The organism is Methyloversatilis discipulorum, from assembly GCF_000527135.1.
In the GTDB taxonomy this organism is placed as follows: Bacteria; Pseudomonadota; Gammaproteobacteria; order Burkholderiales; family Rhodocyclaceae; genus Methyloversatilis; species Methyloversatilis discipulorum.
Genome location: NZ_AZUP01000001.1, coordinates 3,912,469 through 3,927,293, shown reverse-complemented (window position 1 = coordinate 3,927,293; position 14,825 = coordinate 3,912,469). Strand labels below are relative to the sequence as shown.

The 14,825-nt window shown below is 68.6% G+C and carries 14 protein-coding genes; 10 read left to right on the top strand and 4 right to left on the bottom strand.

Annotated features, from left to right (window positions below; all coding sequences use genetic code 11):
• Positions 1-9: 9 nt before the first annotated feature.
• On the bottom strand, positions 10-1,239 hold the full coding sequence (locus METFAM1_RS0118315; protein WP_024300833.1) for a M48 family metalloprotease: 1,230 nt from the start codon (positions 1,237-1,239) through the stop codon (positions 10-12).
• Positions 1,240-1,393: 154 nt separating this feature from the next.
• On the opposite strand from METFAM1_RS0118315, the gene uvrA reads away from it, so the two are divergent.
• Both uvrA and METFAM1_RS0118305 read left to right on the top strand, forming a co-directional pair.
• Positions 1,394-4,234 (top strand): excinuclease ABC subunit UvrA, encoded by a 2,841-nt coding sequence (gene uvrA / locus METFAM1_RS0118310; RefSeq protein ID WP_019916951.1) that lies wholly within the window; start codon positions 1,394-1,396, stop codon positions 4,232-4,234.
• A gap of 325 nt (positions 4,235-4,559) precedes the next feature.
• Complete coding sequence (locus tag METFAM1_RS0118305) at positions 4,560-5,024, top strand: REP-associated tyrosine transposase (protein WP_232419813.1); 465 nt, start codon at positions 4,560-4,562, stop codon at positions 5,022-5,024.
• Positions 5,025-5,341: 317 nt separating this feature from the next.
• Here the strand turns inward: METFAM1_RS0118305 and METFAM1_RS0118300 are convergent, their stop codons facing one another.
• A complete protein-coding gene (locus METFAM1_RS0118300) occupies positions 5,342-5,989 on the bottom strand; it encodes a response regulator (RefSeq protein WP_019916949.1) in 648 nt (215 codons plus the stop codon).
• Entirely contained in the window at positions 5,986-7,482 is a 1,497-nt protein-coding gene (locus tag METFAM1_RS0118295; protein ID WP_019916948.1) for a sensor histidine kinase, read from the bottom strand. The genes METFAM1_RS0118300 and METFAM1_RS0118295 overlap by 4 nt, the downstream gene beginning before the upstream one ends.
• Positions 7,483-7,656: 174 nt before the next feature.
• Between METFAM1_RS0118295 and METFAM1_RS20425 the strand changes: the two genes are divergently transcribed.
• Positions 7,657-7,854, top strand: a complete 198-nt coding sequence (locus tag METFAM1_RS20425) for a DUF2970 domain-containing protein (protein WP_024300831.1) — start codon at positions 7,657-7,659, stop codon at positions 7,852-7,854.
• A gap of 15 nt (positions 7,855-7,869) precedes the next feature.
• Here the strand turns inward: METFAM1_RS20425 and METFAM1_RS0118285 are convergent, their stop codons facing one another.
• Positions 7,870-8,685: an IclR family transcriptional regulator gene (locus METFAM1_RS0118285; protein ID WP_019916946.1), complete on the bottom strand. Its 816-nt coding sequence runs from the start codon at positions 8,683-8,685 to the stop codon at positions 7,870-7,872.
• 178 nt (positions 8,686-8,863) lie between these two features.
• On the opposite strand from METFAM1_RS0118285, the gene METFAM1_RS0118280 reads away from it, so the two are divergent.
• The 7 genes from METFAM1_RS0118280 (at position 8,864) to METFAM1_RS0118250 (ending at position 14,817) form a co-directional block, all read left to right on the top strand.
• Positions 8,864-9,529 (top strand): pyridoxamine 5'-phosphate oxidase family protein, encoded by a 666-nt coding sequence (locus METFAM1_RS0118280; RefSeq protein WP_019916945.1) that lies wholly within the window; start codon positions 8,864-8,866, stop codon positions 9,527-9,529.
• A 101-nt stretch (positions 9,530-9,630) separates the two neighbouring features.
• Positions 9,631-10,176 carry a DUF1097 domain-containing protein gene (locus METFAM1_RS0118275; RefSeq protein WP_019916944.1) on the top strand — a complete coding sequence of 182 codons (546 nt, stop codon included), beginning with the start codon at positions 9,631-9,633 and terminating at the stop codon, positions 10,174-10,176.
• A 115-nt stretch (positions 10,177-10,291) separates the two neighbouring features.
• Complete coding sequence (locus METFAM1_RS0118270; protein WP_019916943.1) at positions 10,292-11,314, top strand: AAA family ATPase; 1,023 nt, start codon at positions 10,292-10,294, stop codon at positions 11,312-11,314.
• Complete coding sequence (locus METFAM1_RS0118265) at positions 11,311-12,174, top strand: DUF58 domain-containing protein (RefSeq protein WP_019916941.1); 864 nt, start codon at positions 11,311-11,313, stop codon at positions 12,172-12,174. Before METFAM1_RS0118270 ends, METFAM1_RS0118265 begins: the two co-directional genes overlap by 4 nt.
• The gene (locus tag METFAM1_RS0118260) at positions 12,171-13,205 is read left to right on the top strand and encodes a hypothetical protein (protein ID WP_019916940.1); all 1,035 of its coding nucleotides are present in this window, start codon (positions 12,171-12,173) and stop codon (positions 13,203-13,205) included. The genes METFAM1_RS0118265 and METFAM1_RS0118260 overlap by 4 nt, the downstream gene beginning before the upstream one ends.
• Positions 13,202-14,284: a vWA domain-containing protein gene (locus tag METFAM1_RS0118255; RefSeq protein ID WP_019916939.1), complete on the top strand. Its 1,083-nt coding sequence runs from the start codon at positions 13,202-13,204 to the stop codon at positions 14,282-14,284. Before METFAM1_RS0118260 ends, METFAM1_RS0118255 begins: the two co-directional genes overlap by 4 nt.
• Positions 14,281-14,817, top strand: coding sequence for a hypothetical protein (locus METFAM1_RS0118250; protein WP_019916938.1), 537 nt, complete (start codon positions 14,281-14,283; stop codon positions 14,815-14,817). Before METFAM1_RS0118255 ends, METFAM1_RS0118250 begins: the two co-directional genes overlap by 4 nt.
• Positions 14,818-14,825 lie beyond the last annotated feature (8 nt).

The following is a 14,825-nucleotide window of genomic DNA, read 5'->3' as shown; positions in this document are numbered from 1 at the left end:
CCCCCGGTTTCAGCGGCACCAGGACGGTCGGCGGGGTTCAGGTCGCTCGGTCTGGCACTGCCACTGGACCGCGCCGCTGACGTCATCCAGCGAGGGCACGAAGGCCAGCGCGTCGTCCTGGCCACCGGGCCGGCCCAGCGGCGTCACGACCACCGTACCGCCTTCGCGCATGTCCACGCTTGCCACCGTCTGCAGCGCCTGTACCGCCGGCACGCGGTCGAGCGCGGACAACAGGGTGTTGGCCTGTTCCAGCGTGGCCGCCTCGGTCTGCAGGTGCTGCAGCAGCGTGCCGGCTGCCGCATCGACCTGTGCCAGACGGGCGCGCTTCACGTAGTCGTCGTACTGCGGAATGGCGATGGCGGCCAACACGCCGATGATCGCGACCAGCATGATCAGGCCGCCGCCGCCGCCAATCCCGGGAAAGCGCGGCACGAACAACGCCAGCAGCTTGGCGCGCAGACTGCGTCGCGGCACCCGCAGTTCGCGACCGGACGACAGCGCGCGGAGCGCCAGCATGCGCTTGGACAGCCAGGGGTAGTCCGAAGTCAGCTCATTGAAAGACATCCAGAAGCCGCCGCTTTCAGCGCTCTGTCCGATGAAAGTGTCGCTGTTCAGCGTCATCCACCGTCGCGATCCACCCACCACGACCGCCAGAGCGCGTTCGGCATCCTCCGGCTTCGGGCACAGCGCAAGACCATAGCGGTCGCAGGTGTATTCCTGGGCGCGGCGGTAGGCGGCACCGATCAAGGGCAGGAAGGCCGACGGCCAGAGAAAGACCGAACGCAGCAGCCCGGTGTGCTTGCGGTGAATGTGCGCCAGTTCGTGTCCGATGTAGAAATCCAGCGAATCCGGACGCTCCTCCAGCGCATCGACGATGGGCGAGAACAGCACGACGTAGTGGCGGCCCAGGAACTTCGCCGCCAGCGCGTTCAGGATACCGTCGGACTGGATCAGGTAGCACTCGGGCAGTTCGCGTATGCCCAGCCGGTCGCAGGCGCTGACGATGCGCGCGTGCAGGTCCGGGAACTGGTCCGGTCCGATACGTGCCCCGTTGCCCTTCAGGTGGGTGATGAACCAGGAAAAGCCGAACAGGTAGAACAATCCGCCGAACAGCAGGTACACCAGCACCAGGCCGAAGGTGGCGACCAGGATGAGCACCCACAGCACTGCGGACAGCACGGCGTGAATTCGGAACAGCGTGTTCTCGCGCGGATAGGGCGCAACGGTCAGTATCTGCATGTCTGTTGTCATCGTTGTTGGAGGGAGACGGCGAGCGGCACGCTAATCAATACGCATGTGCGACGCAAGTGCGTGCAGCCCGACCTGTGCAGCCGCTCGCAATTCGACGGGAAATGGGGTCTCATACCCGGTTTGCCCTGCCCCCGGCCGGACCATGGACTGGATACGCATTCGCGGTGCGCGCACCCACAATCTGAAGAACATCAACATCGACATTCCGCGCGACCGGCTGACGGTGATCACCGGCCTGTCCGGCTCGGGCAAGAGCTCGCTCGCCTTCGACACGCTGTACGCCGAAGGCCAGCGCCGCTACGTCGAGTCGCTGTCGGCCTACGCGCGCCAGTTCCTGCAGCTGATGGAAAAGCCGGACGTGGACCTGATCGAGGGCCTGTCGCCGGCGATCTCGATCGAACAGAAGGCGACCAGCCACAACCCGCGCTCCACCGTCGGCACGGTGACCGAAATCCACGACTACCTGCGCCTGCTGTTCGCCCGTGTCGGCACGCCGCACTGCCCGGAGCACGGCGCACCGCTGGCCGCGCAGAGCGTGTCGCAGATGGTCGATGCGGTGCTGGCGATGCCGGAAGAGAGCAAGGTGGCCATCCTTGCGCCGGTGGTGAGCGAGCGCAAGGGCGAACAGGTCGAGCTCATTTCCGACCTGCGCTCGCGCGGCTTCGTGCGCGTGCGGCTGGACGGCGAACTGATGGACATCGACAAGCTGCCCAAGCTGGACAAGAACATCAAGCACTCGATAGACGTCGTCGTCGACCGCCTGAAGGTGCGCGCCGACGCCCGCCAGCGGCTGGCCGAATCGATCGAGACCGCGCTGCAGCAGGCCGAGGGCCGCGCCATCGCACTGGACATGGACAGCGGCGCCGAACAGCTCTTTTCCGCCCGCTTCGCCTGCCCGGTGTGCGGCCACAGCGTGGCCGAGCTGGAGCCGCGCCTGTTCTCGTTCAACAACCCGGCCGGCGCCTGCACCAGCTGTGACGGTCTGGGCATGGTCACCTTCTTCGACCCGGCGCGCATCGTCGCCCACCCTCACCTGTCGCTGGCTTCCGGCGCGATCCGCGGCTGGGACCGGCGCAACCAGTTCTACTTCCAGCTGCTGTCCAGCCTCGCCACCTTCTACAAGTTCGACGTCGATACGCCGTGGGACCAGCTCGACGCGAAGCTGCAGGACATCGTGCTGAGCGGCTCGGGCCGCGACCGCATTCCGTTCCGCTACCTGTCGGAATCCGGCCGCACCACGGTGCGCGAGCACACCTTCGAGGGCGTGGTGCCCAATCTGGAGCGGCGCTACCGCGAAACCGATTCGGTCGTCGTGCGCGAAGAGCTGGGCAAGTACCGCAACACCAAGGTGTGCCCGGACTGCCAGGGCACGCGGCTGCGCTCGGACGCGCGCCACGTCCGGGTCGGCGACCACACGCTGCCGCAGCTCGCCTCACTGCCGCTGCGCGCCTGCCAACAGGTGTTCGAAGGGCTGGAACTGGATGGCGCGCGTGCCGCGATCGCCGCCCGCATCATGCGCGAGATCGCCGCCCGCCTCGGCTTCCTGATCGACGTCGGCCTCGATTACCTGAGCCTCGACCGCTCGGCCGAAACCCTGTCCGGCGGCGAGGCGCAGCGCATCCGGCTGGCCAGCCAGATCGGTTCCGGCCTGACCGGCGTAATGTACGTGCTGGACGAGCCGTCGATCGGCCTGCACCAGCGCGACAACGCGCGCCTGCTCGGCACGCTGAACAAGCTGCGCGACCTCGGCAACACGGTGGTGGTGGTCGAGCACGACCAGGAAGCGATCGAAATGGCCGACCACGTGGTCGACATGGGCCCCGGCGCCGGCCAGCACGGCGGCCAGGTGATCGCCCAGGGGCGGCCGGCCGACATCGAAGCCTCCGAGGACAGTCTGACCGGCGCCTACTTGTCCGGCCGCAAGCAGATCGAAGTACCGAAGAAGCGCACCCAGCCGACCGACGCCTGGCTGCACGTGCGCGGCGCCCGCGGCAACAACCTGCGCGGCGCCGACGCATCGATTCCGCTCGGGCTGATCACCTGCGTGACCGGCGTGTCAGGCTCCGGCAAATCGACGCTGATCAACGACACGCTGTACACCGCGGCCGCCCACCACCTGTACGGCTCGGCCGCGCTGCCGGCGGCACACGACGCGATCGAGGGGCTGGAGCAGTTCGACAAGGTGATCAATGTCGACCAGTCGCCGATCGGCCGCACGCCGCGCTCCAACCCGGCCACCTACACCGGCCTGCTGACGCCGATCCGCGAGCTGTTCGCCGGCACGCCGGAAGCGCGCTCGCGCGGCTACGGCCCCGGCCGCTTCTCGTTCAACGTGAAGGGCGGCCGCTGCGAAGCCTGCCAGGGCGACGGTCTGGTGCGCGTCGAAATGCACTTCCTGCCCGACGTGTTCGTGCCCTGCGACGTGTGCAACGGCAAGCGCTACAACCGCGAAACGCTGGACATCCGCTACAAGGGCAAGACCATTCACGAAGTGCTGGGCATGACGGTGAACGAGGCACGCGGCTTCTTCGACGCGGTGCCCACCGTCGCCCGCAAGCTGGAAACGCTGGTCGAAGTCGGCCTCGGCTACATCGGCCTGGGCCAGAGTGCGACCACGCTGTCCGGCGGCGAGGCGCAGCGGGTGAAGCTGGCGCTGGAGCTGAGCAAGCGCGACACCGGCCGCACGCTCTACATCCTCGACGAACCGACTACCGGCCTGCACTTCCACGACGTGGACATGCTGCTCGGCGTGCTCTACCGGCTGCGTGACGCCGGCAACACCATCGTCGTCATCGAGCACAACCTGGACGTGATCAAGACCGCCGACTGGATCATCGACCTCGGCCCCGAAGGCGGCGCGGGCGGTGGCGAAATCATCGCCACCGGCACGCCGGAACAGGTGGCGGCGGAAGAGCGCTCGTACACCGGGCACTACCTCGCGCCACTGCTGAAGCCGCGCAAGGCGGCGGGGCGCAGGAAGTAGTGGCTTTCGTGGGAGCGAGCTTGCTCGCGATTACAGCCTGAATCGAAGCCGGCGGCCCGCAATCGCTGCATCGCGACCAGAGGTCGCTCCCACAAGAATACGTGCCCACGTCATCATCGGAGCCGGGTTTCCGGTGGGAGCGAGCTTGCTCGCGATTACAGCCTGAATCGAAGACGGCGGTCCGCGATCGCCGCATCGCGACCAGAGGTCGCTCCCACAAAAATGCGTGTCCGCACCATTATCGGAGCCGGGCTTCCTGTGGGAGCGAGCTTGCTCGCGATCTCGACCGCAAATCATGCGCATAGGCTCTGCGATATACATTTCGTTGAACCAAAATCTCAACGTCATGATCAATGCACCCTCCTCGCACCGGCTTCGTCGCGGCCGGGTCTCAGAACCCGGGCGCGCCTATCTGGTGACGACGGTGACCCGAACGCGTGAACCGGTGTTCGAGAATCTGTGGTCAGCGAGAACTCTGATAGGCGTATTGATGGAGGCCGACCGCGTCGGAATGAGCCGAACCCTCGCGTTCGTCGTGATGCCTGACCACCTGCACTGGCTGCTCAGGCTCGACACAGCGGCCACGCTGTCGCAGGTCGTGCAGCGGGTGAAGTCGGTGAGTGCGCACAGGATCGGGCGAGCAATCTGGCAGTCCGGATTTCATGACCGCGGCGCTCGCGAAGGCGAGGACGTACGCGATCAAGCGCGCTACATCGTTGCAAACCCACTGCGTGCGGGTCTGGTTGAACGGGTTGGCGACTATCCGCATTGGGATGCAATCTGGATCTGAAGGGATTGCGATGGTCACAGGAAAGCGGTTGAGCCAATGCAGCATCGCGACCAGAGGTCGCTCCCACCAGAAGCACGCCCACCTCGTCGTCGGAGCCCGGATTCCCGTGGGAGCGAGCTTGCTCACGATAGCGGCCTGAATCGAAGCCGGCGGTCCGCAATCGCCGCATCGCGACCAAAGGTCGCTCCCACGAAAAGCAGGCCCGCGCCTCCGTCCGAGGGGGGTCCCGTGGGAGCGAGCTTGCTCGCGATTGCAGCCTGAATCGAAGCCGGCGATCCGCAAAGGCCGCATCGCGACCAGAGGTCGCTCCCGCAAACTCAGTCGATCAAGCCAAGCTGTCGCGCCGCGTGCATCAGTTCGATGTCGGTCGACACGCCGAGCTTCGATTTGATCTGGTAGTGGATGTTGAACACCGTCTTCACGCTGATGTGCAGCGTGTCGGCGATGTCCTCGCGCGACTTCGCGGCGACCAGCATGCGCAGGATTTCGAATTCGCGCGCGCTCAGCGCGGCCAGCGGGTTCTTCGCCGCACTGCCCGAGCGGCGCAGCGCCGCCAGTTCGGTCTGCACGTCGGGGCTCAGCGTCTGCCGCCGGTGATACACCGCGCAGATGGCCTCGACCAGCAGATCCGGCGACGAACTCTTGGTGACGTAGCCGAGCGCACCCGACTCCAGCGCCTTCTCGACGAAGGTGGCGTCGCGGTGCATGGTGAAAATGAGCACGCGCGCGTCGCGGTCGCGCTGCAGGATGTGCTGCAGCGTCTGGATGCCGCTGGCGCCGGGCAGCGTGATGTCCATCACCACCACGTCCGGTGCCAGTTCGACGTAGCGCAGGTAAGCCTCCTCGCCCGAGCCCGCCTCGGCGGCGATGGTCAGCGGCGGGTGCCGCTCGATCAGCCGCCGGTAGCCCTCGCGCACCACCGCGTGGTCGTCGACCAGTAGCACGCTGACCGGTGTATCCGTCATGCCGGTGTTCCTCCGTCCGTCAGTTGCCAGGGCACGACGATATCGACCGCCAGTCCCTGCGGATCGCGCGCCGACAGCTGCACGCGGCCGCCGAGCGCGATCACCCTTTCCTTCACGCCGATCAGGCCGAAGCCGCCGGACTTGCCGCGTGGCGTCGGCAGATCGGGCCCGCGCACGACGCCGTCGTCGCTGACGCGCAGCCGGATGTCGTCACTCGCCGTGCGCCGCTCCAGTTGCACGTCGACCGTCGTCGCACCGGAATGCTTGGCCGCATTGGTCAGGCACTCCTGCACGATGCGATAGAGATTGATCGCGATGTCGTCCGGCACGTCGGCGAAATCACCGCTGACCTCCAGGCGATAGAGGCAGCGGCCGCGTGCCTGGGCGTCCCACATGCGCACCAGCTTGTCGAGGCCGGCGATGAGCCCGTACTCGTCCAGCCCGACTGGTCGCAGCTGGCGCAGGATGCCGTGCAGCGATTCCATCATGCCGCTGACCGTGCGCAGCACCGTCCGACCGCTGGCGCGCAGCGCCTCCGGCTGCGGCTCCGGCCGCCCCGCCTCGTTCACGACGCAGGCCGCCTCGGCGCTGATCGACGCCAGGCTCTGCCCGAACTCGTCGTGCAGTTCGCGCGCCAGCCGCCGGCGCTCGCCCTCCTGCACGGTGAGCAGCATCTGCGCCAGCCGCTGCTGTTCCTGAGTCTTCTGTTTCAGATTGCCGGCCATCGCGTTGAACACCGAGCCGATGCGGTCGAACTCGATCAGCTCGAAGGCCGGCAGACGCGCGTCCAGGTCGCCGCGTTCGAGCTTGCCAAGACCGTCAAGTACCGCCTCCGCCGGGCGCAGCGCGCGGCTGATGCTGAAGTAGATCAGCACGTTGAACGCCAGCAGCGCCAGGACCGCCCACATCAGCAGCCGGGTGATCTCGTTCCACACGGCCGCACTTTCGCGGTCGGCGTCGACGCGTATCAGCACCTCGCCCATCTTCAGGCCGGGTGCGCGCCCGACGTCGAGGCCGACGCCGTAGGGCTGATACCACAGCACGCGCCGCCCCACCTTCACGCCCGGCGATTCGCCGCTGTCAGCGGCCGACTCGGCGCCACGGTCGATGCGCCGGTTCAGCGTGTAGCGGATCAGTTCGCGGAACCACGCCGGCGCCTCGGCGGTCGCCTGCGGCGGCGGCGCCTGCTGGCAGCTGTTGGCCGACAGCGTGCCTTCGAGGTCGAAGTACTGCACGCACAGCCGGGTCACTTCGGAAAATTCGGCAAAGCGCGCGAGGTCGGGCTTGCCGATGTTCAGTTCGAGCCCGCTCAGCTGGCGCGACATCTGGTCGGTGATCAGCCGCGACACCAGGTCAGCGTTGCGCACCGCCTCCGCCTGCAGCCGTGTCGTCGTGCGCCAGATCAGGCCAGCCGACGCGAGCACGCCAATGGCCACGGCGAGCAGCGTGATGCGCAGCATCAGCGTCAGTTTCAGGTTGGTGCCGCGCTTCATCGGCCGGATTCTAGCCGGCTGGCGCGCGGGCATCTTGCCCGCGGCAGCGAGGGCTGCCGGCTGTGCCGGTCCGGTTTCGGCGTGACTGGATCTGTTCCGTGCGCGCGACGGGCTCTAGTGTGGCGACACGGTGCGCCCGCGCGCGCACGCCTTTATCGCTGCTGGAGATCCGTAATGTCCTCGTCTCATGCCCCGTCCGTGCTGCGCATCGCCACCACCGTGTTCTGGAGCTTCTTCGGCGTGCGCAAGCGCAGCCGGCACGACGTCGACACGGTGACGCTGAAGCCGCTGCATCTGATCGCCGGCGCCGTGCTCGGCGCCGCGCTGTTCGTCGGCACGCTGCTGACCGCGGTGCATTTCATCACCCGCTGAGCGGGCGATCTTCGATCAGGCCTCTCCCTCGGGCAGCGCGAACAGGCGCTGTGCAATACGTGCGGCCGCCGATTCCAGCCGCGCCCGACAGGCGGCGCGCCCCGCCTCGTCCAGCCAGGCGCTGATGAAGGTGGTGCCGATGCCCGCCACCGGGTAGCCGCCGGCGTCGCAGATCGGCACGCCCATGCCGCTGGTGCTGCGGTCCAGCACCATGCCGTCGAAGCAGCAGTAGCCGTGCGCCAGCGCGAACTCGACGGCGTCGCGATGGCGGGTTTCGTCGTAGCGCTCGACGCGGTGGAAGCGCGACAGATTGATGCGCATGAGCTCCCACACCTCGTCCGCCGGCAGTCGCGACATCATCGCGATGCAGCTCTGCGTGATGCCGAAGGCGGTACGCAGGCCGACGTCGCCGCGCCCGACCTGTATCTGCGAGCGCGTGTCATAGCGGCCAATGCACACGCTGTCTAGACCGCTGCGGATGTTCAGGAACACCACCTGGTCCAGTTCCTCGGCCAGCGCGCTCAATTCGGTCGCCGCCGCGCGTTCGACCGGCTGGCGGCTGATCGCCGAATAGCCGAGCGCGGCCAGGTCGCGTCCGAGGTTGAAGCGCAGCGTGACCGGGTCGCGCTCGACCCAGCCCATGTCGATCAGCATGTCGAGCACGCGGTGTATGGTCGGTCGCGGCAGTCCGGTGCGCGCGACCAGTTCGGTCAGCAGGCTGCCGCGGCGCGAGCCGCGCGCGATCGTCGTCACCAGCAGCCGCGCGCGGTGCAGGCTGCCGGCCGGCGCCTCGTCCGCCTCGCCGCATTGCGCTGAAGATCGCCCCTTCATCGGCCCGTCTGCCTCCGCTCCGTCCGCCCGCAGGAACGGTGTCCGATATGCGGACACCTATGTCGCGCATGCTTATTGCCGCATGCAGATGCGAACACTAGCATCGGCCTCACACAACAAAACCTCGAACAACCGGTTTGTCCGTTCATCGGACAGCTTTCTTGATTCAGGAGGAGACATGGCCACGCTCTACGGCGCGCAGCACCGCGCGCTGCAGGAAGAGTTCGACATGCGGCCGCTGGCCGACCGCGTGCAGCAGTTCATCGTGCATCCGGACATCCAGCCCGAACACCAGGGCTTCATCGAGTCGCGCGACTTCTTCTTTCTCACCACGATCGACCATCGCGGCTACCCGACGGTGTCGCACAAGGGCGGCAGCCCCGGCTTCGTCAAAGTGGTCGATGGGACGACGCTGGCGTTCCCGAGCTTCGACGGCAACGGCATGTTCCTGTCGATGGGCAATATCGGCGCCAACCCGAAGGTGGGGCTGCTGTTCATCGACTTCGAAACGCCGCACCGCGTGCGTGTGCACGGCGATGCCACGGTGAGCCGCGACGATCCGCTGCTGCATGAAGGCCTGCCCGCCTTCCACGGTGCGGAGTTCGTCGTGCGCGTGAAGCTGGCGGAAATCTTCATCAACTGCCCGCGCTACATCCACCGCTACCAGCGCGTCGCCGGTGCGCCGCACGTGCCGCAGCCCGGCTGCGAAACGCCGCCCGCGACCTGGAAGCGCATCGACGGGCTGCAGGACGTACTGCCCGCGCGCGACAGCGAGGTTGCCGAAGCGCAGGGGCTGCTGACGCCGGACGAATACGCCGAACTGGTGCAGCAGGGCCGCACCTGACGCCGCGGCTGCGGCCGCTCCCCTCCTCGCCGCCCGAACGCATGCAGCCCCACCGGGGCCGCAGGGGCGGCTGCACGCCCACGCCTCGAAAGGACACTGCCATGCACGCACTGAAGCCCTTCTCCGCCCTGGTCTGCGCCAACGTCATCCTGGCGGTGACGATGACCTTCACGATGCAGACCTTCCCGCTGCCGATGTGGCCCATGGTGATCGCCTGGGCCTGCTTCTTCCATCTCGGCGGCGGCGACCGGCCGCCGGCCGCACTGGCGGCTGTGCTGGCGCACGCAGTGTTCGGCGTAGTCGCCGGCTGGCTGGCGGCGCTGGCCATCCTGTTCAACCCGACCGCGCTGCCGGGCACCGTGTGGGTACCGCTGGTGGTCGGCGCCGCGGTCGGTGTCATGAGTCTGGCCTCCGGCTGGCCGCGGCTGGCGGTGCTGCCGGTGTGCGTCTACGGCTTCGCCGCGAACTGGGCCTACCTCGACGTACCCGGTCGCTTCGACGCTACGGTGCTCACCGCGCTGCGTGCCGACAACGTCATCGTCGCGCTGCCGCTGGCGCTGCTGATTGGCTGCCTGTTCGGCTGGGCCAACGCGCGGCTGATCGCGCAGCTGAGCGCGCCCGACACGCGGACGCGCGGCGCCGGCTGAGCCCTCGTCCACGCACACAGGGCAACTTGCCCGTCGCCTCCTGCCTAGACTCCGGCGCTGTCGGTACATGGGCAGCGCCCCGCCTCAACGATCGATTCCGCATCAGGGAGACAGCATGAACAGGGAAGAACATCTGCAGGACTGGCGCGACGCCGCGCTGCGTGTCGAAACCGAAGTACGCAAGGCGGTGATCGGCCAGGACAGCGTGGTGCGACTGATCAACGTGGCGCTGTTCGCGCGCGGCCACGTACTGCTCGAAGGTGACGTCGGCGTCGGCAAGACCACCGTGCTGCGCGCCTTCGCCCGCGCCATCGGCGGCGACTTCGAGCGCGTCGAAGGCACGGTCGACCTGATGCCGAACGACCTCGTCTATCACACCTATGTCGATGCCGAGGGCAAGCCACGCATCGAACCCGGCCCGCTGCTGCGTCACGGCGAACGCCTCACCACCTTCTTCTTCAACGAAATCAACCGTGCCCGCCCGCAGGTGCAGTCGCTGCTGCTGCGCGCGATGGCCGAACGCACGGTGTCGGCCTTCAACCGCGAGTACAGCTTCCCGCACATGACGGTGTTCGCCGACCGCAACAAGGTCGAAAAGGAAGAAACCTTCGAACTCGCGTCGGCCGCGCGCGACCGCTTCATGTTCGAACTGCGCATGGAAACGCCGCGGGATCCGGCGGTGCGCCGCGCCCTGGTGTTCGACACCGCCTTCCACGACGTGGACGCGCTGATCGACCAGGTCGCGCCGGGCATTCTCGACTGGCAGTCGCTGAACTCGATGGCGGCCGCGATCCAGCGCAGCGTGGTGGCGAGCGAAGCGCTCGAACGCTACGTGATGGACCTGTGGGACGCCAGCCAGAACCCGGCCGCCTTCGACGTACGCATCGACGGCGTCGACATGAAGAAGCTCATCCTCGCCGGCGCCAGCCCGCGCGGCATGAGCGCCATGCTGCGCGCCGCGCGCGTGGTTGCCTGGATGGCCGGCCGCACCCACCTGGTACCGGACGACGTGCAAGCCATCCTGCCGTCGACGCTGGGCCACCGCGTGTTCTTCACCCCTGTCTACGAAATGCGCCGCGCGCAGATCGCCGACGCGCTGGTGGCGCAGATCATCGAGAAGGTCGCCACGCCGCGATGAGTGCCGCCGACGAGCTGCACGAGTTCCACTATCGGCTGCCGCAGCGCGCGGCCGGCCAGCGCCCGGGTTCGCACCCGGGCAGCAGCCTGGGCGCCGGGCAGGAATTCGTGTCGCACATGAGTCTGTACGACCGGCCCGACCCACGCCGGCTGGATCTGCGCGCCAGCGTGCGCAGCACCACCGGCGACTGGCTGGTGCGCGTCAATCGCCAGCGCGTCGGCGTCACCGTGCAGCTGCTGGTGGATGTGTCCGCCTCGATGGGCTTCGGCGCCCGCAGGCGCAAGATCGACGTCGCCGCCGACTTCGTCGAGTCGCTGGCGCGCAGCGCCTTCCGCGTCGGCGACGCGCTGGGCATGCTGGCTTTCGACCAGCGCGAGCGCGCCGACCTGTGCGTACCGGCCACACTCAGCCGCGGTCTGGGCAGCGTGATGGCGGACAGCCTGCGTCAATGCACGCCTGCGCCCGGCGGCATCGAGGGGCTGGAAGACGCACTGCAGCAGCTGATCGGCCGTGAGGCGCTGGTCTTCCTGGTCAGCGACTTCCACTGGCCGCTCGACCGGCTCGGCGCCGCACTCGATCTGCTGTCGCACGCCTTCGTCGTGCCGGTCATCGTGTGGGATCCGGCCGAAACCGAGCCACCGCCGCATGACGCCATCGCACCGCTGCGCGACGCCGAGAGCAGTGTCCGCCGCACGCTGTTCATGCGGCCCAAGCTGCGTACGCAGTGGCGCGACGCGGTGGCGGCACGGCGCGCTGAGCTGGATGCCTTCCTGTCCGCGCGCGACCTGCGCCCCTTCTTCATCCACGGCGCCTTCGACGCCGAGGCGATGTCCGACTACTTCTTCGAGGCCACCGCATGACGCCCTTGATCCGAGCGTCCCTGATCGCCAGTCTGCTGCTCGCGCAGGGCGCTCATGGTGCATTCGCACAGACCCCTGCCGCTGCGCCGGAGGCGCCGGCTGCAAGCACGGAGGGCAGTCCTGCCCCGCAGGAAACGGCGGCCGACGACGCGCCCGAAAACGGCGCCGCTGCCACGCCCGCCGTGGAGACGACCGCCCCGCCAGCCGCCGCGGCACCGCAGCCGCAGGGTGCACCCGCCCGCGTCGAACAGCCGCGCGCCTTCGGCCACACGCTGGGCGATGTGCTGACGCAGCGCGTGCTGCTCGCCATCGACGGCAAGCCGGTCGAACTCACCAAGCCGCCTGCACCCGGCCGCGTCGGCGTCTGGCTGGAACGCCGGCCGACCCGTATCGAACGCGACGCCGACGGACAGCGCTGGCTGGTGATCGAGCACCAGCTGATCAACGCGCCGCAGGCGCTGGTCGCGCTGACGCTGCCGGCGCTCGACCTGCAGACCTCGGGCGGCCTGCTCGGCGTCGCTGCCTGGCCCTTCAGCGCCGCACCGCTGACACCGCGCAACGCCTTCGGCGAAGGCGCGCTGGACGCGCTGCAGCCGGACCGCGCCGCACCGGCTGTCGACACCACCTCGATCCGCCAGCAGATCGCGCTGTGGGGCGGCCTGTGCATCGCCACGCTGCTCGCCTGGGGCGGGTGGCTGGCCTGGCGCAGCTGGCGCGCCGGACGCAGTCAGCCCTTCGCCCGCGCGCTGCACGAACTGAAGGGCCTGCGCGGTCGCGGCGACGACGCACCGGAAGCCTGGCAGGCGCTGCACCGCGCCTTCGACCGCACCGCCGGCCGCAGCCTGCAGCCGGCTTCGCTGCCGCGCCTGTTCGAGCGCGCACCGCAGTACGCACCGCTGCGCGCCGACATCGAGCGCTTCTACGCGCAGTCGGCCGCACTGTTCTTCGGCGCCGAGCGGCCGGCCGATGCGCTGCCGCTGCGCAGCTTCGCGCGGCGCCTGCGCGACATCGAAAGGCGGCACGAAGCATGATCTTCGGCGCCATCGACTTCGCCCAGCCCTGGGTGCTGCTGCTGTTGCCGCTGGCCGCGCTGCCGCTGCTGCGCCGACGCCGCGACACGCTGCTGTTCCCGACCCTGGACTGGCTGCCGCGCGACCGCGCTGGCCGCGTCGCCGGCTTCGCCTGGCGCGCGCTGGCGGTGCTGGCACTGGCCGGCATCGTCATCGCGCTGGCCGGCCCCGGCTCGCCCGAAACGACGGTGACGCGCACCGGCCGCGGTGCGGAGATCATGATCCTGATGGACCGCAGCCGCAGCATGGACGCCAAGATGAAGCCCAGCGACTGGCGCACCATCGATCCGCACTCGATGCTCTACCAGGTCGAATCGCGCGGCGAACCGAAGTCGGCAGTGGCGCGCGACCTGCTGTCGAAATTCGTCGAGCAGCGGCCGGACGACCGCTTCGCGCTGATGTTCTTCAGCGCCGGGCCGATGAACGTCGTGCCCTTCACCCAGCACGACGCCGTCGTGCAGGCCGGCATCACCGCGGGCGGGCTGGGCCGCGGGCTGTCCGACACCAACGTCGGCCGCGCGCTGACCGCCGCCATCGACACCTTCACCGAGCGTGCCTACACCGGCAGCCGCATCATCCTGCTGGTGACCGACGGCGGCGCCCATCTCGACGAACCGACGCGCAAGCGCATCCGTGAGGGTCTGCAGGCCAACCGCATCGCGCTGCACTGGCTCTATCTGCGCACGCTGAACGCACCAGAACTCGACGCCGAAGCGAGCGCACCGCCGCCGGCCGCTGACGGCGACAGCATGGAAGCGATCGAGGTCCGCAACGCCTACTACGCGCAGGAGTCGATCGCCGAAGTGTCGCTGCACCGCTTCTTCCAGTCGCTGCCGGTGACCTATCGGCTCTACCAGGCGGACAGCCCGGAAGACCTTGCGAAGGCGGTGGCCGAAGTCGGCCGCCAGCAGAACTTCCCGCTCGACTTCGAAGAGCGCGTTCCGCGGCAGGACCACAGCCGCCTCTTCTTCTCGCTGGCGGCGCTGTGCTGCGCGCTGCTGCTGGTCTATCGATCCCTTCTTCTGCGGAGCTGGCTGTGAAACGACGCACCGTCCATCTGATCTTCGGCGCCACCGCGCTGGTCACCGGCATCGTTGCCGGCTGGCAGACGACGCAGCTGTGGCAGGCCGAGCGTGTGAATGCCGCCATCGCCGCCGCCGGCAGCATCGACGCCGATCTGCCGGAAGCGCAGTTCGCGCAGGCGCTGGCGCTGAGCCGCGGCAGCGACAGCGAAGCCGCCACCCGTGCCTGGAAGGCGCTGATCGCCGGCGAACGCGCCGACCTGCGCGAGGGCGCGCGCTACAACCTCGGCAACCTGCACCTGCGCGAAGCGCTGGCGCGCGGCGAGGCCGACGTCGCCAACGCGCTGCCGCTGGTCGAGCTGGCCAAGCAGCGCTACCGCGACGCGCTGCGCGAGCGACCGGACGACTGGGAGGCGCGCTACAACCTCGAACGCGCGCTGTGGCTCGCGCCCGAGATCGAGCAGGCAGTCGCCGCCGAGGACGAAGGTCCGGAGCCACCGCGGGAACGCGTGGTGACGACGCTGCAGGGCGTGCGGCTGGACCTGCCGTGAGGACGTGC